Genomic DNA, 25872 nt, shown 5'->3' with positions numbered 1-25872 from the left:
GTTCATCGTTATGGTGGAGTTTGCACACTTCAACCGTGACGAAGAGGAGTTCCCGATGACCGAGGACAGATTACTGATCGAAGAGCTGGCTGCAAAGGGCGGCCAACCGGATTTTTTGCGCACCATCGCCGAGAACGTGCTGCAGCTGATCATGGAGGCCGACGTTGATGGCCTGATCGGCGCGGGTCGCCACGAACGCAGCAGCGAGCGCGCGACCTGGCGCAACGGCTATCGCGACCGTTCGCTGGATACCCGGGTAGGCACGCTGAACCTGAAAATCCCCAAGCTGCGTGCTGGGTCCTATTTTCCGGGCTTCCTTGAGCCCCGCAAGATGGTCGAGAAAGCGCTGGTTGCGGTGATCCAGGAAGCGTGGATCGGCGGGGTCAGCACCCGGCGGGTCGATGAACTCGTCCAGGCCATGGGCATGACCGGCATCTCCAAGTCCACCGTCTCCAAGCTTTGCAAGGACATTGACGAGCGCGTCCATGCCTTTCTGAAACGCCCGCTCACCGGCGAATGGCCGTATCTCTGGCTCGATGCCACCTATCTCAAGGTACGCGAAGGCGGGCGGATCATCAGCGTTGCCGCAATAATCGCCATGGCCGTCAACACCGAGGGCCGGCGCGAGATCGTCGGCCTGCATATCGGCCCCTCGGAAGCGGAGGTCTTCTGGTCCGACTTCCTGAAGGACCTTGTTCGGCGCGGTCTTACCGGCGTGAAGCTGGTCATCTCCGATGCTCACGAGGGCCTCAAGGGCGCGATCACCCGCGTCATGGGCGCCACCTGGCAGCGCTGCCGGGTGCACTTCATGCGCAATGCCCTGTCCTATGTGCCCAAGGGCCAGAACACTGTCGTCGCCGCCGCGATCCGCCAGGTCTTCCTGCAGCCCGATCAGAAAAGCGCAACGCAGGTCTGGCGACAGGTCGCCGACCAGTTGCGCACCCGTTGGCCCAAGCTCGGCGCCTGCATGGACGAGGCCGAAACCGACGTGCTCGCCTACACCGGCTTCCCCACCCAGCACCGCACGAAGTTACACTCAACCAATCCGCTCGAGCGGCTCAACAAGGAGGTCAAGCGCCGCGCCGACGTCGTCGGAATCTTCCCGAACGAAGACAGCATCATCCGCCTCGTCGGGGCTGTGCTGATGGAGCAGAACGACGAGTGGCAGCTCCAGCACCGATACATGCAGATCGAAGGCATGGCCGAACTCAACCAACCCATGATCGAGGAGGAAAATCAGCCCCTACACATCACCGCCAAAGCCGCCTGACGATGGCCCACGGCCACAGCCGAAATTACACCACCTTGACGGACGCGACCGCGTGCTGTAGGCAGGGATCGCTATCTTCTGTCTCGAACAATACTCAATGGCCGCATCGAAGAGGTGTCTTGGAGCCGTCCAGGCTCTGGCTTGCTGGGATAAGTAGGCGCTCAACGCAGCTCCGTGGTCTTTGGCATTCCAGCGCTGGTAGTTGCAGAGTTGGAAAATACGTTGGTAAATCCGTTCGTTCTCTTTTGGCGTGAGATTAAAGGGTCTACAGCCCGGCCCTGGTAGAATGGTTTGATAAACGTATTTGAGATCCTGCTTGATCTGGTGGAAACCGGGATGAAGCACCGCCGGCTTGGCCTTGAAATAGCCCAGCAGTACAACCAGCATGTAGCGCTGACCCCGGTGACGTAGGCTTGTAGCGATAGCCAGTTCCTTATCGTTCAGCGAGAAAAAGAAGCGTTGGTCTGCTGAGGTGAAAGCGGGAGGTCCATAAAACTGTTCTTGTTCCGCCTCGGACAAGATTTGAACACGTTCATCGAATGCCATGGATTTAGCCTAAAAAGGCCAAATCTTACCCAATCAGAGCCAAAATAGGGATATGGAAAAAGTAATACCCCTCTAGAGGCCATAGATGGCGGGGCTTCCAGAGCACTTTGTCGTTTTTGGACGGAAAATCCCTAGAACCCCGATTCCGGTTACCGCAACTATGACGACCGTGACGTGCATATGCTACGCTTCATCCGGCGCGCGCGCGATCTCGGCTTTCCCATTGCCGAGATCGCGCAGCTCGTCGCGCTCTGGCAGAACAGCGATCGTGCGCGCGGTGAGGTCAAGGCGCTCGCGCTCGCGCGGGCGAAGGAAATGGAAGTCAAGGAGCGCGAGCTCCGCGCCATGCGTAAGTCGCTCGAAGATCTCGCGCGTCGTTGCGCGGGCGGGGATCGGCCGGATTGCCCGATCCTGGACGATCTTGCGATCGGAGTGCCCTAATACCAATGCGCATTGATCATGACCCATGCGCCCACCTTCGTAGGCCGATCGACATAATTCGCCATGGCTGATCGACGAGTTTGTTCCATGCGAAGCAGCAGTGGTCGACGATGTCGTCGTATGATTGGTAGATGCGGTTCGACAACCAGTTGTCGCGCATAAACTGCCACACATTCTCCACCGGATTGAGTTCCGGGCACCTGGGCGGCAGAGGCATGAGGGTGATATTGGATGGTATGACCAGTTCGGCCGAGCCGTGCCATCCGGCCTGATCGAGCAGCAGCACCGCATGCGCGCCTGGCGCGATGTGGAAGGCGATTTCCTCGAGATGCATGCTCATCGCCTCGCTGTTGCATTTGGGCATGACGATGCCGGCTGCCTTTCCTCCAGCGGGGCATATCGCACCAAACAGCCATGCAGAGGAGCGTCGTTGATCCTTGGGCGCTGATGGGCGGGTCCCGCGTCTGGCCCAACGCCGGGTGAGCTTGGTCTGCTGGCCGATGCGTGCTTCGTCCTGCCACCAAAGCTCTATTGGCGTTCCTCTCGGGAGCTTTCGTTTGATCTGCTCCAGACGGGAGGCGAAGTTTTTTTAAAATCGACAATGTCATCGGGCTTCTGCCCGTGGTGCCGTGGTCGCGCCGAGAGTTTGCGATATCCCATCGCGCGAAGCTCGCGCCCCAGGGTATGGCGGGTCACGGAAAGCGCGAACTCATCCCAGACCCATTGCGCCAGATCAGCAAGCCGCCAGCGCACAACGCCATGGGCAGCAGGGATCGGCCCAGCCTCGACCTGCTCCGCCAGCCGGGCGCGTTGCTCATCATTCAGGATCGAAGCTCGCCCCGGTGCCTTGCGTGTTGCCAGGCCATCAGGACCGCCCTCGTTGAACCGCAACACCCAGTCGCGCACGATCTGCAGGGTGACACCGGCAAACCTGGCTGCATCGCTCCGCCTTCCGCCGTCAACGATCAACGCCAGCGCCAGTAGCCGGCGAACCTGATCCGGGTCACTGCACCGTCGGGCAAATCCCCGTAAATCCGACGATGTGTAATCGGTCCGAACCCCAATCGCTGCCGCCATTGCAAGCCTCCATACGCCTGCCGCAACGAATCATAATTTCAGCCGGTTGGGAATCCCTCGCGTGAGTCACCCTCAGTGCGCCTTGGTATAAGCGCGACCACGAGCATTCCGAGATGATGGGCAAACCGCGCGTCACGCGCCCGCAGATCGCCGCGATGGCGTTGCTGACCCTCCTGGCGCTCGGTGCCGGGATCATCGTCGTAACCCTATTCGTGCGCTGACCATGGGACCCGTTGTGCGAAAGAACAGGGTTGACCTTGAACTATGGTCCAAGCCGTAAAAGCGGCGAGGCCCCCGACGCCGGCGAGGTATGCCGCCAAGAACCGCGTATCTCCGAGAGGAGCAGGGCTCATATGAAAGGAAAGACAATGCATCAAATCGATCCTGAGATGAAGGCGTGTATGGACGCCTGTCACGAGTGCCACATCACCTGCCTCCACATGGCGATTAACCACTGCCTCGAGGCGGGCGGGCGACACTCCGAACCGCAACATATCAAGCTGATGCTGGACTGCGCGCAGATCTGCAGCGTCGCGATCGACTGCATAGCGCGCAAATCCGAGCGCCACGCCAACATCTGCCGCGAGTGCGCCGATATTTGTCGCGCGTGCGCGGCAAGCTGCGAAGGGCTAGACGGGATGGAGGATTGCGTCGCAGCCTGTAACCGTTGCGCCGAGGAATGCGAGAAGATGGCCGCCTAGCGCGACCAGGGCGGGTGATTGGAACGCCCGCCCCTCACATGGCGGACGCAGGCGGTTCGAGCGTCCCAAGCCAGGCGACCAGCGCCAGGATCGAGACGATGCGGGCGGTTTCGACGCCCCGGCTCAGCCGCAGCGCGCGCAGCGCGCCGGCATGATCGCCCGCGCTGATCGAGTACTCGAGTGCCGGAGTGAGGCGGAAGCGGTCAAACGAGGCGAGGCCCAGCATGGCGACGAACAACGCCTGCTTGCTGAGGAGGAACCGGCCGTAAGAGACGAGTGCGTTGCGGCTCCTACCAGCAGTCAGGCACAGACCGGGCCATTTGCGATGACAAAGCCCACGACGATCGTCCCAATCGCCTCGTACCCGTGCAGCGCCCGATGCTTCAGAGCAAGATGCGCCCCTCCTCATTCAGCATCGGCGTCCGACGCTCCCCCGCGGTCGCCAACGGCACCTGGGGTCTGACAGGCTAGGGCAAGAGCGGGATCCGCATGGTGAAAGTTCGACCCTTCCGCCGCACGAGCTCGAGGGAGAATCCTATCCGCTTCCAACCCGCCTTGCGAAACGCGCGAAGAGATGCGGTGTGGTTCCACCAGATGAATGCGATCGCACGGACAAAAGGATCTGGCACCAGCTCTGCGGTGGCCTCCTTAATGAGTTGGGAGGCATAACCGCGAGATCGATATTGCGGTAATGTGATTATGTTGACCAGCGCGACTTCATGATCGGCGAGAGGCCAGGTTGCTGCATGTTCGTAATGGGCGCTGTCGGTGAAATGAACGACGCATACCGGCTCTTGATCGAGGAGCAGCGCGAATCCTTTATAGCCCGCGTTTTCGAAGCTGAGGGCACTCCTGACGCGCTCGTCAGGATGATTCCGAAGCACTCGCCGCACATGATCCGACATGGCAGCGGTCCTTAGGCGTTCACCTGGCTGCGCTGTTGCGACCTTGTGGTCTTGAGTGAGGATCCAGTTGACCCGGTATTCAACCAATCGCTTCAGCATAGAGCGGTCCATTGCTTCTTCCTTTGCGCCCCTCGTCGCGGCATCTCTCGCTGTTGGCACGGATTGGACACTTGTGCAGGTGCGGCGGAGCCGCTGTCGGATGCATTTATATCCCATTCTCATTACGCGCGGGATTCGCTTATCCCTCAGCGGAAGACTTAACGGGATGGAGAAATGGTTCTGGTGTGGACTTGTAACGGTTTTGTGCCGGTCACCTAAGCGTTTAGAGCTCGCAACAGGAGACCGACGAGATGATGAAGCATTTCGAAGAGTTCGAGCAGGAGGCGGTGCGGATTGCGCTGACCAGTGGGCTTTCGCGTGAGCGTGTGGCCAAGGATTTGCGCATTGGTAAGTCGACGCTGGGCGAATGGCTTGCGCAGTATCGGCCATCTGATCTGGTATCAGCGCCGCAGGCAGATCTGGCCCGCGAGAACGAACGGCTTCGCCTTGAGAACCGCATGCTCAAGGAAGAGAGGGACATCCTAAAGTAGGCCACGCAGTTCTTCGCGAGCCAGCGGCCGTGAGGTTTGCATTCGTGGAGAGCTGGCGTCATGTCTGGCCGGTCGAGACGATCTGCCGGGTGATGCAGATCAGCACGCGTGGCTATCGTTAATGGCACACGCGACCGATGAGCGTTCCCGCACGACATGGCAGTGCTGGCCCATATCCGGGAGCAATACAGGCTGAGCCTAGGTGTCCGTCGTCAGAACATTTGGCACAGGTCGCGGCGTAAATTAGCGGAGTGCGGGCCTCGTCTGTTGTTGGGTTTTAGGCGGCGAGCTTACGGTGTTGCAAGCGCCGATGTTCAATGGTCTGTCGCTTGATCCTTTCGCGTTGTTTGATGATGGCTGGTGCCCTGCCGAAGTAGGCGTCTGCGGGCGTCACGTTGTTTAGGCTCTCGTGGTATCGGCGGTGGTTGTAGTGCTCGACGAAGGTCTCGATCTGGGCCTCAAGGTCGCCGGGCAGGAAGTAGTTCTCGAGCAGGATGCGGTTTTTAAGGGTCTGGTGCCAGCGCTCGATCTTGCCCTGGGTCTGGGGGTGCATCGGGGCGCCGCGCACGTGGCTCATCTTGTTGGCCTCGATGTATTCAGCCAGTTCGCCCGCGATGTAGCTGGGACCATTGTCGCTGAGCAGCCGGGGCTTGTGCAACACCGTGGCGCTGTCGCATCCGGATGCGACCAACGCTACATCCAGCGTGTCGGTCACATCCTCGGCCCGCATGTTGGTGCACAACTTCCAGGCGATGATGTAGCGCGAGAAGTCGTCGAGCACGGTGGAGAGATACATCCAGCCCCACCCGATGATCTTGAAGTAGGTAAAATCGGTCTGCCACATCTCGTTCGGCCGGGTCGTCTTGGTATGGAACGCATCAGCCGCTTTCACCACGACGTATGCCGGGCTGGTGATCAGATCGTGGGCCTTGAGCAGGCGGTAAACCGTAGCTTCGGACACAAAGTATTGGCGCTCATCGGTAAATCGCACCGCCAGTTCGCGCGGTGACAGCTCGGACTGCTCCAGCGCCATTTCGACGATCTGGTCCTGCACCTCGGGCGCGATCCGGTTCCACACCCGGCCTGGAGCCGATGGCCGATCCGCCAACGCCTCCGGGCCGCCTGCGAGGTAGCGGTCATACCAGCGGTAGAACGTCCGCCGGGCGATGCCGAGTTGGTCCAGCGTTCGCTTGGCAGGCAGGTGGGACTGCTCGACGATCCTGATGATCTCGAGCTTCTCGGATGCGGGATACCTCATTCTTCGTCGCCCCCATCCGCGATCATGCTTTTTTTGAGCAAACGGTTTTCCAGCGTCAGGTCGGCCACGCATTCCTTCAGGGCGCGGGCTTCGCGGCGCAGATCCTGCACCTCGCCAGTGGTCGCGGCACGGGCGGTATCACCGGCCAACCGGCGCTTACCTGCTTCCATAAACTCCTTCGACCAAGTGTAATACAGGCTCTGGGCGATGCCTTCCTTGCGGCACAGCTCTGCGATGCTGTCCTCACCACGCAGGCCGTCCAGCACGATGCGGATCTTTTCTTCGGCAGAGAAATGGCGCCGGGTTGCTCGGCGGATATCCTTGACCACCCGCTCAGCTGGGGCCTTCTTGGGAGGGGATTTTTTCACGGAGGGTTGGGTCTTCATCTTCGTTCCTTCGTCACTACGACGAAGCCCCAACCCTCCTTAAATCACAACCTCAAATCTGTGCCATTGGTGCTGACGGGGGACAGTCAATTCGGTTGGTAACGCGAGATGGTTACGCCGAGGCCATCTTACGCGGTCCAAGTGTCTCGATGATCTTGCAGTCGGCCACTGTCCCGTGTCGGCAGGATCCGATTACCCGGTCGAGTTCGCCGCGCAGCGCGCTCAGATCGGCGATCTTGCGGTCGATTTCGGTGAGGTGGACGCGAGCGATACCGTCAATCGCATCGCAGGATTGGGACTTGTCATCCGACAGCGTGAGGAGCTCGCGCACGGCTTCGAGCGTGAAGCCGAGATCGCGGGCGCGGCGGATGAACGACAGGCGCGCCAGATGATCAGTCCCATAGGCCCGGTAATTGGCGCTTGTCCGTGCGGGTGGAGGCAGCAGCCCGATCTTTTCGTAATAGCGCACGGTCTCGACCTTGGTCGCCGTGGCGCTCGCCAACTCGCCGATCCTCATGCCGGAGTTCCGCTTTCACCGGTCCAGTAAGTCCCGCTCAGCGTGGCAAGGATCGGGCAGCCTTTGAACGAATCTTGGTCGCAAGCACCAATCGCATCAGTGAGGACCGCCTCCATCCGCTTGAGGTCTTCAAGCCGCGCTTTCACAATCTGCAGGTTTGATTGCGCAATCGCCTTAGCGTCAGCGCAGGCATCAATGCCGCTTTCCGATGCTGATTTGGTTAGCGTGAGCAAATTTCGGATTTCTTCGATCGCAAATCCCAGAGCGCGGGCACGCTTGATGAAGCGCAAACGATCAGCATCTCCGGTTGTGTAGTAGCGATACCGTCCGCGTCGGTCGGCACGCGGAATGAGGCCGATCCGTTCGTAATAGCGGATCGTTTCGATGTTGCATCCGCACTGCTGCGACAATGCTCCAATCGGAAATTCTTGCTGGGTCAAAAGGGCGCCCTCAAAAATCGCTTGAGTCTGTAGTAGCTACAGACGGTAAGCTCCTGGTCATGATTCGACAAGGAGCTAGCGATGGCCGACCAACCGGACGACCAATCTTACAAAGCAAAACTCGGCGGAGCAGTTTTACTGACCGTCAGCGGCATTGGCGCAGCGTTTGGAGTGGCTGCTTGCTGTGCATTGCCGATCTTGCTGGCAACGGCGGGTATCGGAACGGCTTGGCTTGCGGGTATCGCGTCAATTGCAGCCCCCTATCGCGAGATTTGGATCGTCATCAGCGCGCTGTCCCTGCTGATCTCGGCATTTTTGCTTTGGCGGGCGCATCAAAACGCTGTCCGCTGTGGCGGTGTGGCGGCGAGTTCGCCGCGGTGGTTGCGGATTGCTCTTGCCGTTGGATTGGCAGTCGGAGTCACACTGCTTGCTGCTGGAATTTTTTATGTCTGATCGGGCCGTCGTCCTCCAGTCCACACTGACCTGCCCAGAATGTGGCACACAAAAGCTGGAAACCATGCCGACAGACGCATGCTGGTTCTTCTACGATTGTAGTGGTTGTCACACACTGCTTCGCCCACTGGCCGGGGATTGCTGCGTGTTTTGCTCATATGGAACGGAGAAATGCCCGCCAATCCAGCAAGGCGATGATTGTGGTGGCTGCGGATAGAATGCGTTTGACCCTATAGTTGCTACAGGGTGTAGATAGAGTGCCGACTCGCAGATTGTCGAGAAGGTAAGAAGATGGCTGATGATTGCTGCAAGGCCGCGTGCGGAACGACGGCAACGCTGAATGACCCGCGCTGGCGCAGGGTCTTGTGGATCGCGCTTTGTGTGAACGCTGGCATGTTCGCGGTAGAAATGGCGGCAGGGGCTGCCGCTGACAGCCGCGCATTGCAGGCTGATGCGCTCGATTTTCTGGGCGATGCCGCCAATTATGCGATCAGCCTGCTGGTCGCCGGCATGGCGCTGGCATGGCGGGCCCGGGCCGCGCTGGCCAAGGGTCTTACCCTCATCGGTCTGGGTGGCTGGGTGATGATCACGGCCGTTCTGGCAGCGCTCGGCGGAGCTGCACCCGAGCCTGAATTGATGGGGATCATCGGCGCGCTCGCGCTCGCGGCCAACACCGGTGTCGCCATCATGCTCTATCGCTTCCGCACCGGTGACGCGAACATGCGTTCGGTCTGGATCTGCTCGCGCAATGACGCGATCGGCAATATCGCCGTGATGGCGGCTGCACTTGGCGTGTTCGGCACCGGGACGGCCTGGCCCGACCTTATTGTTGCAGCGATCCTGGCGCTGCTTGGGATCAGTGGCGGCATCCAGATTGTCCGGCAGGCACGACGTGAGTTGGGGAGCGTTGCGGCATGAAGGTTTCCCGTGCGACACATATCGCGCTCAAGCCGGACACCGTCTGGGCAGAGGTCCAGACGGCGGGCTTATTGCAGAATATCGCTTGGCCGCTGGTGCGCTTCATCCCGGTCGACGACGCGGCGTTCGAGAGCTTTCAGCCCGGCGGGCGCTATCAGGTTAAGCTCCGGCTGTTCGGCATGATCCCCTTTGGGACCCAGTGGATCGTGACGTCCCTGCACGAAGCTCAGGGCACCCAGTGGCCCAAGCGACTGCGTGATGACGGCTATAGTGCCCTCATCTCGAAGTGGGATCATTGGATTACCGTCGCGCCGGATAAGGAGGGCGGGACGCGTTACAGCGACGAGGTCGAAGTTTCGGCCGGGGCTCTGACCCCGTTCATCTGGGCCTTTGCACAGATCTTCTATTGGCACCGGCAGCGGCGCTGGCGGGGGCTTGCCAAGAGCCTTGCTGCGCGGCGGGTGATCGCGGATGAAATGGCGGCATACCAGTCAGCGGTCGAAGCAGGCGACGATGATCGTGCGTGGCACCATCTGGAGCGGGTGCATATCGTTTCGCAGCTCTATCTTGGCCCACATCTCGCCAGTCATGGCGCCATGCTGGGGTTTGCGATCGAGAAGCGCGATTGGAGCGAAGTTCTGGGCCAGATGGTCCGGATGATTCTGGCACCACTTGGAACGCTGACTGGGCGGCTGCCTGTCGGCAATACCGGGCGATCTAATGTAAGCGCGTTTGCGCCAATGCCGGTGCCGGATGACCTTCAACTGGAAATTGATCAGCCTGATCAAGGAAGCAGGTGATGCCAGATCGTGCTCAGTTGCGGTGTGACAATATAACCTTATATCCCGCAAACGCCAATGGGTTCGCGTCGTATGGCTGTAGTGCCTTGAATCTTCTGAAACTCAAAACTCTCCAGAACTTTGGCCGCGGTTGAATAATGGGCAATGCCGGCCGGGACTTGCGCCCTGCTTGACCACCAAGTTGGTGCTCCCATTTCCATGCTAATTGCTTCTGAAAACTCGTCAGCTCGAGCTTTGATTCCAGCCGCAATCCGTTCCAACATGGCCCTGCGATCTTCAACGCTAGATTGGGAAAACTCCTTGAACGCCTCCCTGGCTGCTGCCACCGCACGAGCGACATCATCTTCTCCACCGCCAGCAACGGTTGCACAAACTGTTTCGGTGAGGGGATTCACAACCTCAAATATTGACGGATTCAATGGATCAACCCATTCGCCGCCGATATACAGTTTGCTGTGTATTTTCATTTGATATGCCTCTTCTATGTGCTGCTTGCTCAGTCAAAAAAGTTGCGATCAGACTTTCGCCTGATCGCTAGTCTTTGCTCACCAAATTCCCAGCATCTGGTAGAGCGGAGAGTTCTACTAAAACTTGCCGCGCAGGGTCAGTCCATAGGTCCGTGGCTCTTGGACAAATGCACCACGTGCTCGCTGGCCAGAGAATCCTCTAAGCGGAATATGGAATGTCAAAAACCTTGTCCGCACATCAAAAAAGTTGCGAGCCCAAGCCTCAATGGTGAACTTCTCATTTGCAGTTCTAAAACCAAGGCGAAGATCCAACTTCGCGTTCGATTTCTGGATATCAAATGGTGCCGCAATGGCGGCTGCCACCGCGTCCCGTACTTGAGCTTCGGTCGTCAGACCAAAGGTCGCAGGTCTTTCAGTAGGCAAAGTACTGGTGCGCCTTTTTGATTCATAACGAACCGAGAAACCTGCGAACATCGAGGCGCCGCTTGTGTTAATCTCGGTATCAACATTGGCACCACCAATCACAACCAATTTTGGCGCATTCGTGAATTGCTGACCGCACAATGCAGTGACAGAGCCGTTGAAATTCGCATCTGTCGGATCAAATGTGGTGCAATCATCGGGATATTTGGCGTCTGTATAAGTGGCAGCCAGGTTTAGGGATAATGCGTCAGACAACGCATAGGCTGATTCAAATTCCACACCCTTGGAGCGCGCTTTATCGACATTGAATGTGCTAAACCTTGTGCCATCAAATTCCAGCACCTGAAAATCCGAAAGATCAGAATAGAACAAGGCAATATTTGCCCAGGCCCGGTTGTTCAGGAATACGGATTTGAAACCCAATTCAAAGGCATCAATTTTCTCTGAGCGGAATCGCGGATCTGCACCGCCAACCGCAGCGGAAACATCAAGGTTAAATCCACCGGACTTAAATCCATGCGTAAATCCACCATAGACGAAGGTTTGATCTGCAACTTCGTAGCTTAAATTTGCAGTATAGGTGAGCTGGTCATCCTTGAAATCTCTGTCAAATGGTTGTGGGATTAGATTCAAGTATGAAGTCACAAATGTATTTGCCGCGTTCGTATTTGCAAATTGGGTGAAGAAATTATTTGGGTCGCTAGGATCATATAGACCGGAATTGAATATCCAACAGTTCGATTGAACAACTGATGCCAGTCGTGCGGGTCCCCCTGCGCCAAAGAAACCATTCGTCCCATTGTACAGACCAAAATTAGGTGAAGTTAAGCTTGTCAAATTGTTGAATGTTGCCTCGCAGGCGTTGTGCTGTCCGGGAACTTGGTGGCCGACTTGGGCATCTTTCTTTTCAGTGATGTATCGAGCACCAAGCGTCAGATTTAGCCCGTCAGTAAGCTCCAGCACATTGTGAGTGAAGACCGAAAAAGAACTGCCATCTTGCTGTGCCCTTGGCGCGGCATAGTCGCCAGCTGCATCTACGCCGTTAGAAGCAAAATTTAGCTCATTGAAATCTGCAAAACCAAACGAACCGACGCTAACGCCCGCCTGCATATCCCGCAAAAATACCAAAGCATAACGTTGATCGATCTTCTCATGCGAATAGTATGCCCCAATTAACCAATCCAAACTGTCTTCAAAGGCATTCCCTTGAAGCCTGAGCTCATGCGATGTCGACTTAATCGTGGTGCCGTTTAGCGCATCCAAGTCCACATTTGGTAAGATAGCTTCAGCTTCGGGGCAGGGACCAACAGCGTATATTTCAAGCGAAGTGTAATCGCCGCGACAAGAATCAGCATTCGATTCGCCATAATAACCTAGATAAGAGAGGTTTGCGAAAGGCAATTCCACATCATACGTGGCGCCAACATTCCAACCGTTATAAGGGTTGGTATAGTTGCTGTCGTTCGCCAACCCTTCTTTTAGGGCTCGGCGACCAACAAAGTCAGCCCCTGCTGTTCCGCCAAATGCAGAAAATGGTGCCGAGTTAGCCTGAATAAAGGGTGAGTGATTCAACCACACCGCCGAACAACATTGATCATCCCCTCGAGAATAACCAGCAAATAGACGCAAAACGCCTGCATCTTCTAAGTCAAATAGCAACTGTCCGCGAACGGAAGATCGGTCTATCGAGCTAGAATCATATCCGTCCGGGCCAATAACATATCCATCACGCACAGCATGCGAGCCAGAGACCCGAAGAGCTACTTTTCCTTCAGAAACCGGAACATTAAACCCGCCGCGAACCTTGAACAGATCGTAATTGCCGGCGGAAACATCGAAGAATGCTTCTGTATCATCAAGGTTTGGCTTGTTGGTCTTTATGACCAAAGCGCCTGCCGAAGTGTTGCGACCAAAAAGCGTACCCTGCGGGCCCCTTAGGACCTCAACTTGCTGAACATCATTCAATTCACCAAGGACCGCACCTGGGCGCGGGATGTAAAACCCATCCACAAATGCGCCGACCGAACTTTCAATACCAATATTGTTACCGGTGGTTCCAATCCCGCGCAAACGAAGCGTCAGCCCGCCAGTCGTACTCTCCGAGGAGTTCATCTGGTAGCTAGCGGCGGCCCGCTCCAAATTTGTAATGTCTGAAACGCCGGTACGCACCAACATTTCGGCATCTACGACTGTAACGGCAATCGGCGTCTCAACAATGGACTGTTCGCGCTTTGTAGCGGTGACGATTATTAGATTTCGGTCGCTCTCTGGTTCGCTCTGCGCTTGCGCAGAAGGGGCCTCCTGCTGAATATCATCATTTGCCGATGCAATCCCAGGCGCGCCCATATAGCCAAGGGCGGATGCAATCAACCGACATTCCCCAAGTGGCCTGCCGCTTGACTTCAAGATCGCCTGATTTTGCTCGCTGGGCAAGCGTTTTTCGCCCCGAGCGGTGTCTGTCGTCGCGCAAACGGCCGAAGTCGGGTGGATCAAGCCTCGAACCCGCAGCATTCTGGCCCGGCAGAGCCGCTTTTCCGCGCGGCAGACGGACCTGTCCTGCCGCTTTCGTTCAGCTTGGGCATGGATCGTGGTCATGCGCATGACGGAGGCGTTCGAAGACGGCGGATGGCGGCAAGGACGGCCCGCACCATCGGGCCGGTGACGGCGACCTCGGCCAACTGGAAGGTAATGGCGCGGGCGTGGCGGACGACGCGGGCGCCGATCTTGATCAGCTTGAGTTGCAGGCTGGTCAACGACCAGTCCGCCATGGCCTCGGGCAGTTCGATGCAGCGCAGGAAGGTTGCCAGGTTGTAGGCCAGCGCGTGCAGTTGCAGCCGCACCTCGTTGTGCCGGAACTTCCGGCATGACAGCCGCGTCCAGCGAAAGGCATATTTGCCTTCCTTGATGTGCTGCTCTGCGGTGCCGCGCTGGTTGTAGAACCTCACCACCCAGTCTGGCTCCATCGGCAGGTTGGTGACGATGAAGCCGACTTTGGGGAACAGCTCGCCCGGATGCCATTCGATCTTGGCGATGACGCGGCGCGGCTTGTCCCAGGACGCCGCCTGATACTCGAAGTCCTCGAAGAACCGTTTGACCTTGGTCAGCGAAGGCCGTCCCACGGGCCGTGTCAGCCGATGCGCGATCTTCTCGCGCAAGACGGCGTTGGCGGGCAGACGGATGGCGTAGAAGAACCTGGCTTCTTCCAGCCGCATATAGATCGCGGGGATCGCGTAGGCAGCGTCGGCCCGGAAGAAGCGTCCACCAAGGTCGCGGCCAGCATATCGGGCAATGACGGGATCAAGGACATCCCGCCAGCCATCGGCGCTGTGGACATTGCCGTTACGCAGGGCGCAGCGCTCCAGCATGCCAAACTGGTTGAACAAGAAGATGGGGTGATAGCAGGTGCAGTCGAAATGCCCGTTCCAGGCAGCACCTTCCTGATCGCCGTGGGTGGGGCTGACCGAGCTGTCCATGTCCAGCACGATGTATTTCAACCCGTTGCGGTCATGAAACCGGTCGATCCATTGGCCGTTCAGATCGGCCAGCGCCGCCCGGTTCGCGGCCAGAGCCAGCGTCTCGGTCTCGAACCGTCCCATCTGCGATGCCGAAGCAGCTTGCGCCTCGACGGCCCTGCCGCCAACGACCTGACGCATCACGGGATCGAGGGCCAAGCGGTCGGCATCGTTCACATCCTCGTATCCGGCCAGTCGTCCGAACACCGATTGCCGGAACAATCCGTCAAGCCGATGGAGCGTGTTCTTCCCGGTGCGGCTGTCTCGCAGCGCCTCCGACGCCAGATTGGACAGGCCGAGCACGTCATCAAGCTCGCGCATCACCAGCAGGCCACCGTCTGAACTGATCTGCGCACCACGGAACTCCAGACGCACACGGCGGTCGAAATCAACCCGATCTCCCCGCGCCAAGCCCGCACCCTCCAGGTGATCCATGAAACGCGCCCCTCGCAGCCGTCAACGCCATGATTTATATGCGAAATATCACGATTACGACAGCGAAATCAGCGACTTACTTGGAGAATGTGGGTATATATTACCGAGATACTTCGGCCTTGCTCCACCCATTTGCCAATGTTACTGGCGCCATCACGTCCATGACGCTTGCACTCCGCCCTGTTGCCCTGCGCCCTCTTGCCATACTTTTGGCGCTGGTGATGCTTGTCCTGGCGACGGTCGCTGATGCCGCAACCTGCGGGGCTGAAGCCGGATTTTTGGACGGGTCTGAAATTGCGACCACTTCGCTTCAGGTAGACGCACCTGGCGAGAGTGATAAGGGCGATCCCGATACTCCTGTCGAGCAGCACGGCGTGTGTGCTCACGGTCATTGCCACCACGGCTCTAACGTAGAGGGCGCGGCGTTTGGTATCGAGAGCCGTGAGCTTTTGGCCATGCATCTGTCGGCACGTTATGACCGTCTGCCTTCGGTTGATCGCGAGATAGTGAGCCCCCCTCCTCGAGTCTGATGCTTCACGCGCGCTGGAATGATTTCCGGTGCCGTTTTTTGAACGTCAGCAGAGGAAGTCATCCAAAATGTCAGCCATATTATGGCGGGGCGCCCTCATTGCAGGGTTGGCCTTCGCCGCTTTTACCGAGCCTGCTGCCGCGCAGGAGCCAGCGGTTGTTTCGCTCGATGAAGCGCTCGACCGCAGCGGGGTCACAGATGGCTCCGCGTTTGCCGAAAGTAATCCGCGCCTTATCGGGCCGCGCGCTGACACCGAGGCAGCACAGGCGCTCATCGGTCAGGCCCGCTTGCGGCCCAATCCGCAGGTCTCTCTCGAAGCTGAGGATTTTGCCGGTAGCGGCGCCTTCTCCGGCTTACGTGCGACACAAATCACCTTGTCGGTTGGCCAGCAGCTAGAACTTGGCGGGAAGCGGGATGCGCGGATCGCAGCAGCCGAGGCCCAGGCCGACCTTGCAACCCTGAGGGCCAACCTCTCGCAGGCTGAGCTCGGGTTTCTGGTGCGCGAACGCTATATCACAGCCGTTGCGGCGGCATCGCGCCTTGATCTTGCCCGCGATATCGTCGCGCGCAACGAGGAACTGGCGCGCATTGCGAACCTGCTGGTGGAGGTCGGCCGCGAGCCACCGCTGCGAGCCTTGCGGGCGCAAGCCGCGCTCGCTGAAGCGCAGGCTGAGCTGCAGGCTGCGCAAGCGGCCAGCCTTGCCGCGCGAACCGGCCTTGCCGCTTTGTGGAGCGAGCAGGCAGCGCCGCCCGTGGTTCCGAGCGAGTTTCCTGCCATCGCACCGCCGGACCAGATAATGGCAACCAGTGCACCATTGCAGCTGGAATTCGCGCGGGCCAACACAGCTGCCGCATCCGCAGAAATAGCGCGGGAACGCAGCCTGCGCGTCCCGGATCCCACCATCTCGGCCGGCGTGCGGCGGTTCGAGGAGAGCAACGCCAATGCCTTTATTGTCGGCGTCTCGATCCCGCTTCCGTTCAGCAATCGCAATCAGGGCAATATCGCTTCTGCCGAAGCCAATCTGCGCGCAGCAACTGCCCGCGAAGCTGTTGCGCTCGCGGACTACGAACAGGCCGTCACTCGCGTCCGCGCTGCCTATCTGGCTGCCGAGGCGCGCGTTGAAACGCTATCCACAACATCCCTGCCGCAAGCCGAGGAAGCTCTTCGACTGGTGCAGATCGGCTACAGCAATGGCCGCTTTCCGCTGATCGAAGTGCTGGCCGCCGCCGACGCCCGCGATGCGATCCGCGAAGCGCTGATCGCTGCGCAGCAGGACCGGGGACAGGCCGCAGCCGAACTTATCAGGCTGGCCACACAATGAGGAATATTGTCATGAACCGCAGAACGCTGGCGATTGTCGTCGGAATTGTGATCGCCGCCGCAGCGCTGCTGTATTTTCTCTGGCCCGCAAACGAGGCTGCTGTCCAGCAAGACGGTGAGGTGGCCGAAATCGCCTTGCCGGAAGGACTTGTCCTGATCGGTAATGAGCAACTGCGCGCTGCCAAGATCAAGGTTGAAACCGTGCAGTCCGGCGCCGCCGTTGAACTGGTCTTTCCCGCAACGGTTGCGGCCAGCCCGGCTGCGACTGCACGGATCGATGCCCGCGCCACCGGTGTGGTGCGCAGCATCAGCAAGACTTTGGGTGACTATGTCAGTCAGGGCGAAACGGTCGCCCGGATCGAAAGCGCCGATGCTGCTGCCCTCGCTTCGCAATTGAGTGCGGCGCGCGCGCGGGTGACGGCGTTATCCTCCGCTTATGACCGCGAGAGACGCTTGTTCGAGGGGAACGTCACGGCCAGGCAGGATCTTGAAGCTGCCAGGGCAGATCTTGATGTTGCCCGGTCCGAACTGTCCCGTGCACAGGCCGCTGTCTCGGCAGCGGGGGTAAGCGGGGATGGCCGATCACTGGCCGTTACCAGCCCGATATCTGGCCGTGTGACAACCGCGCCCATCGTGCTCGGTTCATATGTCGATGCGGGCGAGGAACTGTTTCAGGTCATCAATCCCAATGGTTTGCAGATCGAGGTCGCTCTTCCATCTGCCGATGCTGTCCGGATCAAGCCCGGCGATGAAGCCGCCCTGCTCGTCGGCGATGGACGGGAAATCGGTGCAAGCGTGCGCTCGGTGACGCCTTCGCTCGACCCTGAAAGCCGCAGTGCAACTGCCATTCTCAATCTTCCGGGAAGCGTTTCTGGCCTCCAGCCCGGATCTTTCCTGCAGGCCCGCATCCGTCCTTCCGGCGAAGTGGATCAGCGCAGCATCGCTGTTCCTGAAGATGCCGTCCAGGTCGTTGACGGCAAAGACGTCGTGTTTGTTCGAACCCGCCGCGGGTTCCAGGCGCGTGAGGTGGAGACAGGCAACCGCTCGGGCGGAATGGTGACGATCCTTTCCGGTCTGAGCGCCGGACAAGCCGTCGCGACTGAAAACGCCTTTCTGCTGAAAGCTGAACTCGAAAAGGGGGAAGCCGAACATGGGCATTGATCAAACCACGGCTCCCTCACACGAGGATAGTCCGAACCACGGCAATGATGGTGGCCACGGCGTCATCGGCATGGTTCTCGACATTGCGGTACGGTTTCGCTGGGGGATCATCGTTCTGACCATCCTTGCGGCGATCTATGGCGCATTCAATCTGGTCCGGCTGCCGATCGATGCGGTTCCCGACATCACCAACACGCAGGTCCAGATCAACACCAGCGCGCCCGCGCTTTCGCCTTCGCAGGTCGAAACGCAGGTGACGTTCCCGATCGAGACCGGCCTTGCGGGGATCGAGGGGCTGGAAATGACCCGCTCGATTTCGCGCAACGGCTTCAGCCAGGTTACAGCGATCTTCGAGGAAGGGACCGACATCTACTTTGCTCGCAGCCAGGTGAACGAGCGGCTTGCACCGATTGGTGCATCGCTGCCCGAAGGCGCGGAACCCACCATGGGGCCGATTTCGACCGGCCTTGGCGAAGTGCTTATGTATACCATCGAATATGAGCATCCCGGAGGCAAGGATGCGGCAACAGGTGGGCGAACGGGCTGGCAGTCCGACGGCAGCTTCATTACCGAGCGCGGCGACCGGCTCGACAGCGAGGTGGCCAAGGCCGCCTATCTGCGCACCGTGCAGGACTGGGTCGTGGCTCCACTCATGCGGTCCATCGATGGCGTTGCCGGGGTCGATTCCATCGGTGGCTTCGAAAAGCAGTATCTGGTGCAGCCTGATCCGGCGCGGCTTACCGGCTACGGCCTGTCATTCAATTCGCTGATTAAAGCGCTGGAAGCAGCCAATCTGGCGGCCGGAGCCAACTTCGTTGACCGAGCGGGTGAGGCATTGCTGGTGCGCGTCGATGCCCGGCTTGACGGTGTCGAGGCGATCAAGGAGGCTGTGGTGGCGACCCGCGAGGGCGTTCCCATCCGCATCGGTGATGTGGCCGATGTGGCCATTGGCGGCGATCTGCGCACCGGAGCGGCATCGCTCAATGGCGAAGAGGCAGTCGTCGGCACGGTTCTGATGCGCGCAGGCGAGAACAGCCGGACCGTGGCCGCAAACTCCGCGACACGGCTTGAGGAGGTGCGCGCATCGCTGCCCGAAGGTGTGGTGGCCGAGATCGTCTACAACCGCTCGTCACTGGTCGATGCCACGATCGCAACCGTGGAGAAAAACCTGCTCGAAGGGGCCTTGCTGGTCATCGCTGTGCTGTTTCTGCTGCTTGGCAATATTCGGGCAGCAATCATCACGGCGCTGGTCATCCCGTTCTCGATGCTGCTCGCAGCGGTGGGGATGAACCGGCTCGGTGTGTCCGGCAATCTGATGAGCCTCGGCGCATTGGACTTTGGGCTGATCGTCGATGGCGCGGTCATCATTGTCGAGAACAGCGTCGCGCGCTTGGCTGCACGGCAGCATCGTGAAGGGCGCTTGCTAACGCTCGGGGAACGCCTGACCGAAACCCGCCTTGCGGCACAGGAAATGATTAAACCTACCGTTTACGGCCAGGCGATCATCTTCCTTGTTTTTGCCCCGCTGCTCACCTTCACCGGCGTCGAGGGCAAGACGTTCTCGCCGATGGCGATCACTATGATGCTGGCGCTGGCATCGGCCTTCGTGCTGTCGCTGACCTTTGTCCCGGCGATGATCGCAGTGCTGCTCAACAAGAAGCTGACCGAGAAGGAAGTAAAGCCGATTGTCTGGGCAAAGGAGCGGTATGGTCCGGCCTTGCGCAAGGCGATTGCCCGGCCTTGGCCGGTAATCGGAGCTGGCGCTGGAGCCTTTGCACTTGCAGCAGTGGTGTTCACCTTCCTCGGCAGCGAGTTCACCCCGCAGCTCGACGAACGCGATCTGGCGGTTCAATCGTTGCGCATCCCCTCCACCTCGCTTGAGCAATCGCTTGTGATGCAACGGCAGGTGGAGGATCGCCTCGCCGAGTTCCCTCAAGTTGCGCTGGTGTTCTCACGAACAGGCACAGCCGAGGTGGCGAGCGACCCGATGCCGCCTAACGCTTCAGACGCCTATGTCATTCTGAAGCCGCGCGAGGAGTGGCCCGATCCCGGTCTGTCCAAGGATGCGCTTGTTACTGAGATGGAAAGTGCGCTCGGCGGTCTTGTCGGCAATCTCTACGAGTTCAGCCAACCGATCGAACTGCGTTTCAACGAGCTGATCGCCGGCGTTCGCGGTGATGTGGCGGTCAAGCTTTACGGCGATGACCTCACCGCGCTCACCGACGCGGCGGGCGAAGTTGCGGGAGTTCTGCGCGAAGTGGAAGGCGCCGCCGACGTAAAGGTGCAGCAGGTCACGGGCTTCCCGACGCTTGACATTGCTTTCGATCGGCCGACCATCGCCCGCTATGGGCTGACCATAGAGGAGGTGGCCCAATCGGTGGCCATCGCTTTGGGCGGTCGGCCCGCGGGCATGGTATTCGAAGGCGACCGGCGGTTCGATGTCGTCGTGCGCCTCGATGCTGCCACCCGCGACGACTTTGACCAGCTTGGGGCGCTTCCGATAATGCTTGAAAACGGTGTGTCCATACCCCTGCGGACGCTCGCCGATTTCCGGGTGGTCGATGGTCTGGCAGAAGTGCGCCGTGAACAAGGCCGGCGGCTCGTGATTGTATCGGCCAATGTCCGCGAACGCGATCTGGGCTCCTTCGTCGAGGAAGCGCAGGAAGGTGTGGCGGCGCAGGTCGAGATGCCTCCTGCTTCTTTCATCGAATGGGGCGGCCAATACCAGAACCTGCAAGCGGCGCAGGCGCGGCTCGCTATTGTCGTGCCGGTCTGCTTCGCTTTGGTGCTGCTGCTCCTGTTCATGGCGCTCGGCGGATGGGTTCCGGCTCTGGCGGTGTTCAGCGCCATTCCCATGGCTCTGGCAGGCGGGGTCTTTGCTCTGGCCTTGCGGGGGTTGCCCTTCTCGGTCTCGGCGGCGGTGGGCTTCATCGCTCTTTCCGGCGTGGCGGTGCTCAACGGATTGGTGATGATGACGGCCATCCGCCAGCGCCTCGACAAGGGCATGCCATTGGAGGAAGCGATCGTTGACGGTGCGCTGGCGCGTATCCGTCCGGTGCTGATGACTGCGCTGGTTGCATCGCTTGGCTTCGTGCCGATGGCGATCGCGACTGGGACCGGGGCCGAAGTGCAACGGCCGCTCGCGACTGTGGTCATCGGCGGCTTGATCACCGCGACGATTCTCACGCTTTTCGTTCTGCCGGCGATCGCCAGACTTGTGCTGGGCGATTCCGACGACAGGCGCAGCTGGAGGCAAAAGTGGCGTGATGGCCTGCGCAGCAATGCCACGCAAGAGGAACAGGGCGAACTCGGTGAGGTTACCTAGGTGAGGTCCGGCACCAGCGCGATGTGGAATGGTAGATTGCACCTCCATCGCGCTGGCGGCCATCCCGTCTGGTCTGTCAGGAAAGTTGGGGGACAAAGGAGAGATTGAGATGAGCGGCGAAGGTGAACTGAAGCTAGACACAGCCGAAAAGCGGCGCACCTTGTGGATCGTGCTGTGGCTTAACGTCGCCATCGCTGTCGGCTTCTTCATCACCGGCATTGCGGGCGATTCCAACGCTCTGCTCGCTAACGGACTGGATAATTCATCGGACGCGGTGGTCTATGCGCTGAGCCTGCTGGCCCTGTCCCGTTCGCGAACCTGGAAGCGCGGCGCGGCACGCTTTTCCGGTGTTATGCTGCTCGTTTTTGCAGGCGGCGTCATCGCCGATGCCATCCGGCGCTTTGTTGAAGGATCAGAGCCAGCTGGCATGATGATGATGGCGATGGCAGCGGTGGCGGCTGTCGTGAACCTGATTTGCCTCAGAATGCTTCAGAAAATGAGCGACAAGGACGTCAACCTGCGCGCGGCGACGACCTTCAGCTTCAACGATTTTATTTCCAACGGCGGCATCATCATCGCCGCTATCATTGTGATGATCACCGGGGCGAATTGGCCCGATCTTGTGGTCGGCATCGCTGTCGCCGGAATAGCGCTGTATGGCGGTATCGATATCCTGCGGGACGCCCACATGGACGTGCATGATCAGGACGGCACCGAGCATGAAAAGAAGGATAAGTTCAAATTGTGAGCGACGATCACGAGAATGGCGGCTTGGAAGACAATGGCGCAATGCATTCGCGCCATGAGCACGCGGCCCATCACGGCCACAGCCATGGCGAGGAGAAGCTAAGCGACCGGCAGCTAGTGGTAGCGGTCATGATCAACGTCCTCCTGACGCTTGCGCAGATCATTGGCGGAATTGTGTCGGGCTCGCTGGCGCTCATAGCCGATGCACTGCATAATTTCAGCGATGCCGCTGCGCTTTTTCTCGCTTGGTTTGCCCGCAGGATCGGCAGGCGCCCGGCCGATAAACTCATGACCTTTGGTTATGCGCAAGGCGAGGTCGTTGCTGCGCTCATCAACCTCACTACGTTGCTCATCATCGGATTCTACCTGATCATGGAGGCTATCAACCGCTTCGCTGACCCGCAGCCTGTGGAAGGCTGGACGGTCATTGCCATCGCCGGCATCGCTCTTGTAATTGATTTGATAACGGCGCTGATTGTCTATCGCGGTGCAAGTGACAGCATCAATATGAAAGCCGCATTTCTGCACAATGTTTCCGATGCGCTCGCATCAGTCGGGGTGATCCTTGCCGGGATCCTGATCATCTTGTACAAACTTTACATCGCGGACCTTATCATTACGCTGGTCATCGCTGCCTATGTGATTTGGCAAGGCGTAACCCTGCTGCCGCGAACGGTACGCCTTTTGATGGGCGCGGTGCCAGACGAGGTTGAGTTTGACGAGATTGTTGAGGCGCTGCAGTCGCACGAGGGTATCGACGGACTGCATCATCTTCATATCTGGAATTTAGGCGAGCATCGCCGCGCGCTTGAGGCCCACGTTGTCCCGAACGATGGCTCGCTGCACTGTCCGCCGTCAGCACCAATGGCACATATTTGAGGTTGAGATGTAAGGAGGATTTGGGCTTCGTCGTAGAGACGAAGGAACGAAGATGAAGCCCAAATCCTCCTTGAAGAAATCGGGGCCGAAGGCCCCTGCTGAGCGGGTGGTGAAGGACATACGGCGTGCGACGCGCCGGCACTTCTCTGCAGAGGACAAAATCAGGATCGTGCTGGAAGGCCTGCGCGGCGAGGACAGCATTGCCGAGCTGTGCCGCAAGGAAGGCATCGCCCAGAGCCTTTACTACACCTGGTCGAAAGAGTTTATGGAAGCGGGCAAGCGCCGCCTGGCGGGCGACACCGCGCGTGCCGCGACCACCGGCGAGGTGCACGACCTGCGCCGCGAAGCCCGGGCGCTCAAGGAATGCGTGGCCGACCTGACACTCGAAAACCGCCTGCTCAAAAAAAGCATGGTCGGGGATGGGGGCGACGACGAATGAGGTATCCGGCATCCGAGAAGCTGGAGATCATCCGGATCGTCGAGCAATCGCACCTGCCTGCCAAACGCACGCTGGACCAGCTCGGCATTGCCCGCCGGACCTTCTATCGCTGGTACGACCGCTACCTCGAAGGCGGGCCGGAGGCGCTGGAGGATCGGCCATCGGCGCCGAGCCGGGTGTGGAATCGCATCGGTGACGACATCCGGGACCAGATCGTCGAGATGGCGCTGGAGACGACCGAGCTATCCCCTCGCGAACTGGCGGTGCGGTTCACCGACGAGAAGCGCTACTTCGTGTCGGAAGCCACGGTTTACCGCCTGCTCAAGGCCCATGGTCTGATAACCAGCCCGGCCTTCGTCGTGATCAAGGCGGCCGACCAGTTCCACACCAAAACCACGCGGCCGAACGAGATGTGGCAGACCGACTTCACCTACTTCAAGATCATCGGGTGGGGCTGGCTGTACCTGTCGACCGTGCTCGACGACTTCTCGCGCTACATCATTGCCTGGAAGCTGTGCACCAACATGCGGGCCGAGGACGTGACCGACACGCTGGACCTCGCCCTGGCGGCTTCCGGCTGCGACAGCGCCACGGTGCTGCACAAGCCCCGGCTGCTCAGCGACAACGGCCCGAGCTACATCGCCGGCGAACTGGCCGAATATATCGAGGCCAACAAGATGACCCATGTCCGCGGTGCCCCGATGCACCCGCAAACCCAGGGCAAGATCGAGCGCTGGCACCAGACCCTGAAGAACCGCATCCTGCTCGAAAATTACTTCCTGCCTGGCGATCTTGAAACCCAGATCGAGGCCTTCATCGACCATTATAATCACCGCCGATACCACGAAAGCCTCGGTAACGTGACGCCCGCTGACGCCTACTTCGGCAGGGCACCGGCCATCATCAAACAGCGCGAAAGGATCAAACGACAGACCATCGAATATCGGCGCTTGCAGCACCGAAAGTTCGCCGCCTAATATCAAACCACAGACGAGGCCCGCTCTCCGCTAATTTACGCCACGAGTTGCGCCAAATGTTCTGACGACGGACAACCGGGACCGAAAACGCAGGCAGGCAGCGTCGGCGCAAACTACTCGATATCATCGAGACCTTCGCGAGAATGCCGCCCGTGACGATCGATGTTCCGAGAATCGTCTGGCGCGATCTTTACGATGCCGCCGCGAGCATCGCGGCCATGAATATCGACTGGGACAGCCGCTGCGGCCCGCTCATTGCCGCCTCGAACGACCATCTCAAATGCCGGATCGGATGGACCGCCGCGCGCAAGAACATCAGGCGCCTTGCCGAATACGGCCTGATCATCCCCCATTGCCTCGCCGGCAACGGCAAGCGATTTCTTGGGTCACGAGACAGCGAGGATCGCTCCGACGCATCAGGATGGTCGCTGGCGCCGCTACTCCTCCTTGAGGATTACCTCACACAACTGGCCGCCACCGAGAAGGCCCTGGCCGCGCAGAACCTGATCCTGCCCAACCAAATTCGAAGGGCAACAAGCAGCGCGTACCGGCTGCTGCGGCCGTTCGAGCAGGGCCGCCCCTGGGCTGACAAGGCCAGAAAGAAGCTCGATGCGATCGCTGCGGCGCGGCGCACATACCAGAGGCGGAAAGGATCCTTGGACGCGATCGCAGTGCTCGGCCGCCTCGCCGAGGTCGCGACGCGGCTGCTTGATCGGTTGTCAGAGCGCATATCGCTCGACGACATTGCGTCGCTGACACCTTCCGGGGACACTAGGGTGCGCCGGGATGGCCACCATCAATACAGCCCTGAAGAAGCTCTTGAATCTGTATACGGCTTGGCAGAGGGCGCTTGCCGACGGGAACCTGATGACGTTCGAACCACGCCTGATGCCGACAGGGTGAAGCAGGAAACAGCCGATGCTTGTCAGAACGCGCAGGTCTCGGCCGACGCGAATGATGTCTACGGCATCCATCGATCGGGTTTCGTTTGGGCCGAAGCCCCTGCCCTATTCCCCTTTATCGACGGCATGGTCGAAATTGGAGCCCGACCGGGCCTGAACGAGCTCCACGACGTCGCTCGCGTCTGCCAGATAGGCCAGGCTACGGCCGCGCGGGCAAGTGCGACACTGGGCACAGGGATCGCACTCCTGTGCGCGCTGATCACCGGGCATCACCTGGCCAACGGACAAATCCGCAAGACGCCCGATGCTTACATGCAGGCGCTGGTGCGGCGCGCCCGCAGCGGTGAGCTCAATCTCGGCCACACGCTACTCGGCCGCAGAAAGGCAGTATTCGGCCAGGGGGATACAAGGGCTTCGAATATGAGTATCTCTGTTCGATCATCGATGCACTAG

At 59.5% G+C, this 25872-nt stretch carries 24 protein-coding genes and 2 pseudogenes; 16 read left to right on the top strand and 10 right to left on the bottom strand.

The window, feature by feature from the left end:
• The first annotated feature begins 55 nt into the window (after positions 1–55).
• Complete coding sequence (locus AN936_RS22450) at positions 56–1270, top strand: IS256-like element ISSpma2 family transposase (protein WP_006954973.1); 1215 nt, start codon at positions 56–58, stop codon at positions 1268–1270.
• A 51-nt stretch (positions 1271–1321) separates the two neighbouring features.
• On the opposite strand, the pseudogene AN936_RS24440 reads toward AN936_RS22450, so the two are convergent.
• Positions 1322–1816: pseudogene (locus AN936_RS24440) on the bottom strand (DUF4158 domain-containing protein); the annotation flags it as partial.
• A 153-nt stretch (positions 1817–1969) separates the two neighbouring features.
• Here AN936_RS24440 and AN936_RS22445 point away from each other — a divergent pair.
• Positions 1970–2257, top strand: a pseudogene (locus AN936_RS22445) (MerR family DNA-binding protein); the annotation flags it as partial.
• Between the two features lie 16 nt (positions 2258–2273).
• Here AN936_RS22445 and AN936_RS24435 read toward each other — a convergent pair.
• Positions 2274–3334, bottom strand: a protein-coding gene (locus tag AN936_RS24435) for an IS630 family transposase (protein WP_149037823.1) whose coding sequence is annotated in 2 segments (ribosomal slippage) — positions 2274–2821 and positions 2821–3334 — 1062 coding nt in all. Because the reading frame shifts where the segments join, the coding sequence is not laid out codon by codon here.
• Positions 3335–3702: 368 nt separating this feature from the next.
• On the opposite strand from AN936_RS24435, the gene AN936_RS22430 reads away from it, so the two are divergent.
• Positions 3703–4035, top strand: a complete 333-nt coding sequence (locus AN936_RS22430) for a four-helix bundle copper-binding protein (RefSeq protein WP_054590528.1) — start codon at positions 3703–3705, stop codon at positions 4033–4035.
• Between the two features lie 34 nt (positions 4036–4069).
• Here AN936_RS22430 and AN936_RS25680 read toward each other — a convergent pair whose 3' ends face one another.
• Positions 4070–4273 (bottom strand): hypothetical protein, encoded by a 204-nt coding sequence (locus tag AN936_RS25680; RefSeq protein ID WP_054590527.1) that lies wholly within the window; start codon positions 4271–4273, stop codon positions 4070–4072.
• A 229-nt stretch (positions 4274–4502) separates the two neighbouring features.
• A complete protein-coding gene (locus tag AN936_RS22420) occupies positions 4503–5051 on the bottom strand; it encodes a GNAT family N-acetyltransferase (protein ID WP_054590526.1) in 549 nt (182 codons plus the stop codon).
• Between the two features lie 239 nt (positions 5052–5290).
• Here AN936_RS22420 and AN936_RS22415 point away from each other — a divergent pair, with 239 nt between their 5' ends.
• Complete coding sequence (locus AN936_RS22415) at positions 5291–5530, top strand: transposase (protein ID WP_149037822.1); 240 nt, start codon at positions 5291–5293, stop codon at positions 5528–5530.
• A 277-nt stretch (positions 5531–5807) separates the two neighbouring features.
• Here AN936_RS22415 and AN936_RS22410 read toward each other — a convergent pair.
• The 3 genes from AN936_RS22410 to AN936_RS22395 form a co-directional block, all read right to left on the bottom strand.
• Positions 5808–7174, bottom strand: a protein-coding gene (locus AN936_RS22410) for an IS3 family transposase (RefSeq protein ID WP_120222458.1) whose coding sequence is annotated in 2 segments (ribosomal slippage) — positions 5808–6823 and positions 6823–7174 — 1368 coding nt in all. Because the reading frame shifts where the segments join, the coding sequence is not laid out codon by codon here.
• 112 nt (positions 7175–7286) lie between these two features.
• On the bottom strand, positions 7287–7691 hold the full coding sequence (locus tag AN936_RS22400; protein ID WP_054590523.1) for a MerR family transcriptional regulator: 405 nt from the start codon (positions 7689–7691) through the stop codon (positions 7287–7289).
• A complete protein-coding gene (locus AN936_RS22395; protein WP_054590522.1) occupies positions 7688–8131 on the bottom strand; it encodes a MerR family transcriptional regulator in 444 nt (147 codons plus the stop codon). The genes AN936_RS22400 and AN936_RS22395 overlap by 4 nt, the downstream gene beginning before the upstream one ends.
• Before the next feature lie 81 nt (positions 8132–8212).
• On the opposite strand from AN936_RS22395, the gene AN936_RS24425 reads away from it, so the two are divergent.
• The 4 genes from AN936_RS24425 (at position 8213) to AN936_RS24415 (ending at position 10302) form a co-directional block, all read left to right on the top strand.
• On the top strand, positions 8213–8584 hold the full coding sequence (locus tag AN936_RS24425; protein ID WP_082745492.1) for a hypothetical protein: 372 nt from the start codon (positions 8213–8215) through the stop codon (positions 8582–8584).
• Positions 8577–8801 carry a GDCCVxC domain-containing (seleno)protein gene (locus AN936_RS25675; RefSeq protein WP_082744320.1) on the top strand — a complete coding sequence of 75 codons (225 nt, stop codon included), beginning with the start codon at positions 8577–8579 and terminating at the stop codon, positions 8799–8801. Before AN936_RS24425 ends, AN936_RS25675 begins: the two co-directional genes overlap by 8 nt.
• Before the next feature lie 74 nt (positions 8802–8875).
• Positions 8876–9502: a cation transporter gene (locus tag AN936_RS22390; protein WP_054590521.1), complete on the top strand. Its 627-nt coding sequence runs from the start codon at positions 8876–8878 to the stop codon at positions 9500–9502.
• Entirely contained in the window at positions 9499–10302 is an 804-nt protein-coding gene (locus tag AN936_RS24415) for a DUF3703 domain-containing protein (protein WP_084758684.1), read from the top strand. The genes AN936_RS22390 and AN936_RS24415 overlap by 4 nt, the downstream gene beginning before the upstream one ends.
• Before the next feature lie 38 nt (positions 10303–10340).
• Here AN936_RS24415 and AN936_RS24410 read toward each other — a convergent pair whose 3' ends face one another.
• The 3 genes from AN936_RS24410 to AN936_RS22380 all read right to left on the bottom strand — a co-directional run bounded on the left by AN936_RS24410 (position 10341) and on the right by AN936_RS22380 (position 15139).
• Complete coding sequence (locus AN936_RS24410) at positions 10341–10769, bottom strand: aldehyde dehydrogenase family protein (protein ID WP_084758683.1); 429 nt, start codon at positions 10767–10769, stop codon at positions 10341–10343.
• Between the two features lie 117 nt (positions 10770–10886).
• On the bottom strand, positions 10887–13793 hold the full coding sequence (locus AN936_RS24405; RefSeq protein WP_084758339.1) for a TonB-dependent receptor: 2907 nt from the start codon (positions 13791–13793) through the stop codon (positions 10887–10889).
• The gene (locus AN936_RS22380; protein WP_012112698.1) at positions 13784–15139 is read right to left on the bottom strand and encodes an IS1380-like element ISPme1 family transposase; all 1356 of its coding nucleotides are present in this window, start codon (positions 15137–15139) and stop codon (positions 13784–13786) included. The genes AN936_RS24405 and AN936_RS22380 overlap by 10 nt, the downstream gene beginning before the upstream one ends.
• A 161-nt stretch (positions 15140–15300) precedes the next feature.
• On the opposite strand from AN936_RS22380, the gene AN936_RS24890 reads away from it, so the two are divergent.
• The 8 genes from AN936_RS24890 to AN936_RS22335 all read left to right on the top strand — a co-directional run bounded on the left by AN936_RS24890 (position 15301) and on the right by AN936_RS22335 (position 25872).
• Positions 15301–15669: a hypothetical protein gene (locus AN936_RS24890; protein ID WP_149037821.1), complete on the top strand. Its 369-nt coding sequence runs from the start codon at positions 15301–15303 to the stop codon at positions 15667–15669.
• 106 nt (positions 15670–15775) lie between these two features.
• Positions 15776–16990, top strand: a complete 1215-nt coding sequence (locus tag AN936_RS22370) for a TolC family protein (RefSeq protein ID WP_234715868.1) — start codon at positions 15776–15778, stop codon at positions 16988–16990.
• A gap of 11 nt (positions 16991–17001) precedes the next feature.
• The gene (locus AN936_RS22365) at positions 17002–18150 is read left to right on the top strand and encodes an efflux RND transporter periplasmic adaptor subunit (RefSeq protein ID WP_054590518.1); all 1149 of its coding nucleotides are present in this window, start codon (positions 17002–17004) and stop codon (positions 18148–18150) included.
• 70 nt (positions 18151–18220) lie between these two features.
• Positions 18221–21475 carry an efflux RND transporter permease subunit gene (locus AN936_RS22360; RefSeq protein WP_054590517.1) on the top strand — a complete coding sequence of 1085 codons (3255 nt, stop codon included), beginning with the start codon at positions 18221–18223 and terminating at the stop codon, positions 21473–21475.
• A gap of 109 nt (positions 21476–21584) precedes the next feature.
• Positions 21585–22223, top strand: a complete 639-nt coding sequence (locus AN936_RS22355; protein WP_054590516.1) for a cation diffusion facilitator family transporter — start codon at positions 21585–21587, stop codon at positions 22221–22223.
• Positions 22220–23101 (top strand): cation diffusion facilitator family transporter, encoded by an 882-nt coding sequence (locus AN936_RS22350; protein ID WP_234715867.1) that lies wholly within the window; start codon positions 22220–22222, stop codon positions 23099–23101. Before AN936_RS22355 ends, AN936_RS22350 begins: the two co-directional genes overlap by 4 nt.
• A 52-nt stretch (positions 23102–23153) precedes the next feature.
• A protein-coding gene (locus AN936_RS22340; RefSeq protein ID WP_149037735.1) for an IS3 family transposase occupies positions 23154–24517 on the top strand; the annotation gives its coding sequence in 2 pieces (ribosomal slippage) (positions 23154–23501 and positions 23504–24517; 1362 coding nt in all).
• A gap of 152 nt (positions 24518–24669) precedes the next feature.
• Complete coding sequence (locus AN936_RS22335) at positions 24670–25872, top strand: helix-turn-helix domain-containing protein (protein ID WP_158500132.1); 1203 nt, start codon at positions 24670–24672, stop codon at positions 25870–25872.

The organism is Sphingopyxis macrogoltabida, from assembly GCF_001307295.1.
Lineage (GTDB): Bacteria > Pseudomonadota > Alphaproteobacteria > Sphingomonadales > Sphingomonadaceae > Sphingopyxis > Sphingopyxis macrogoltabida_B.
The sequence above is the reverse complement of the archived record's forward strand: the minus strand, read 5'-3'. Positions and strand labels throughout refer to the sequence as shown.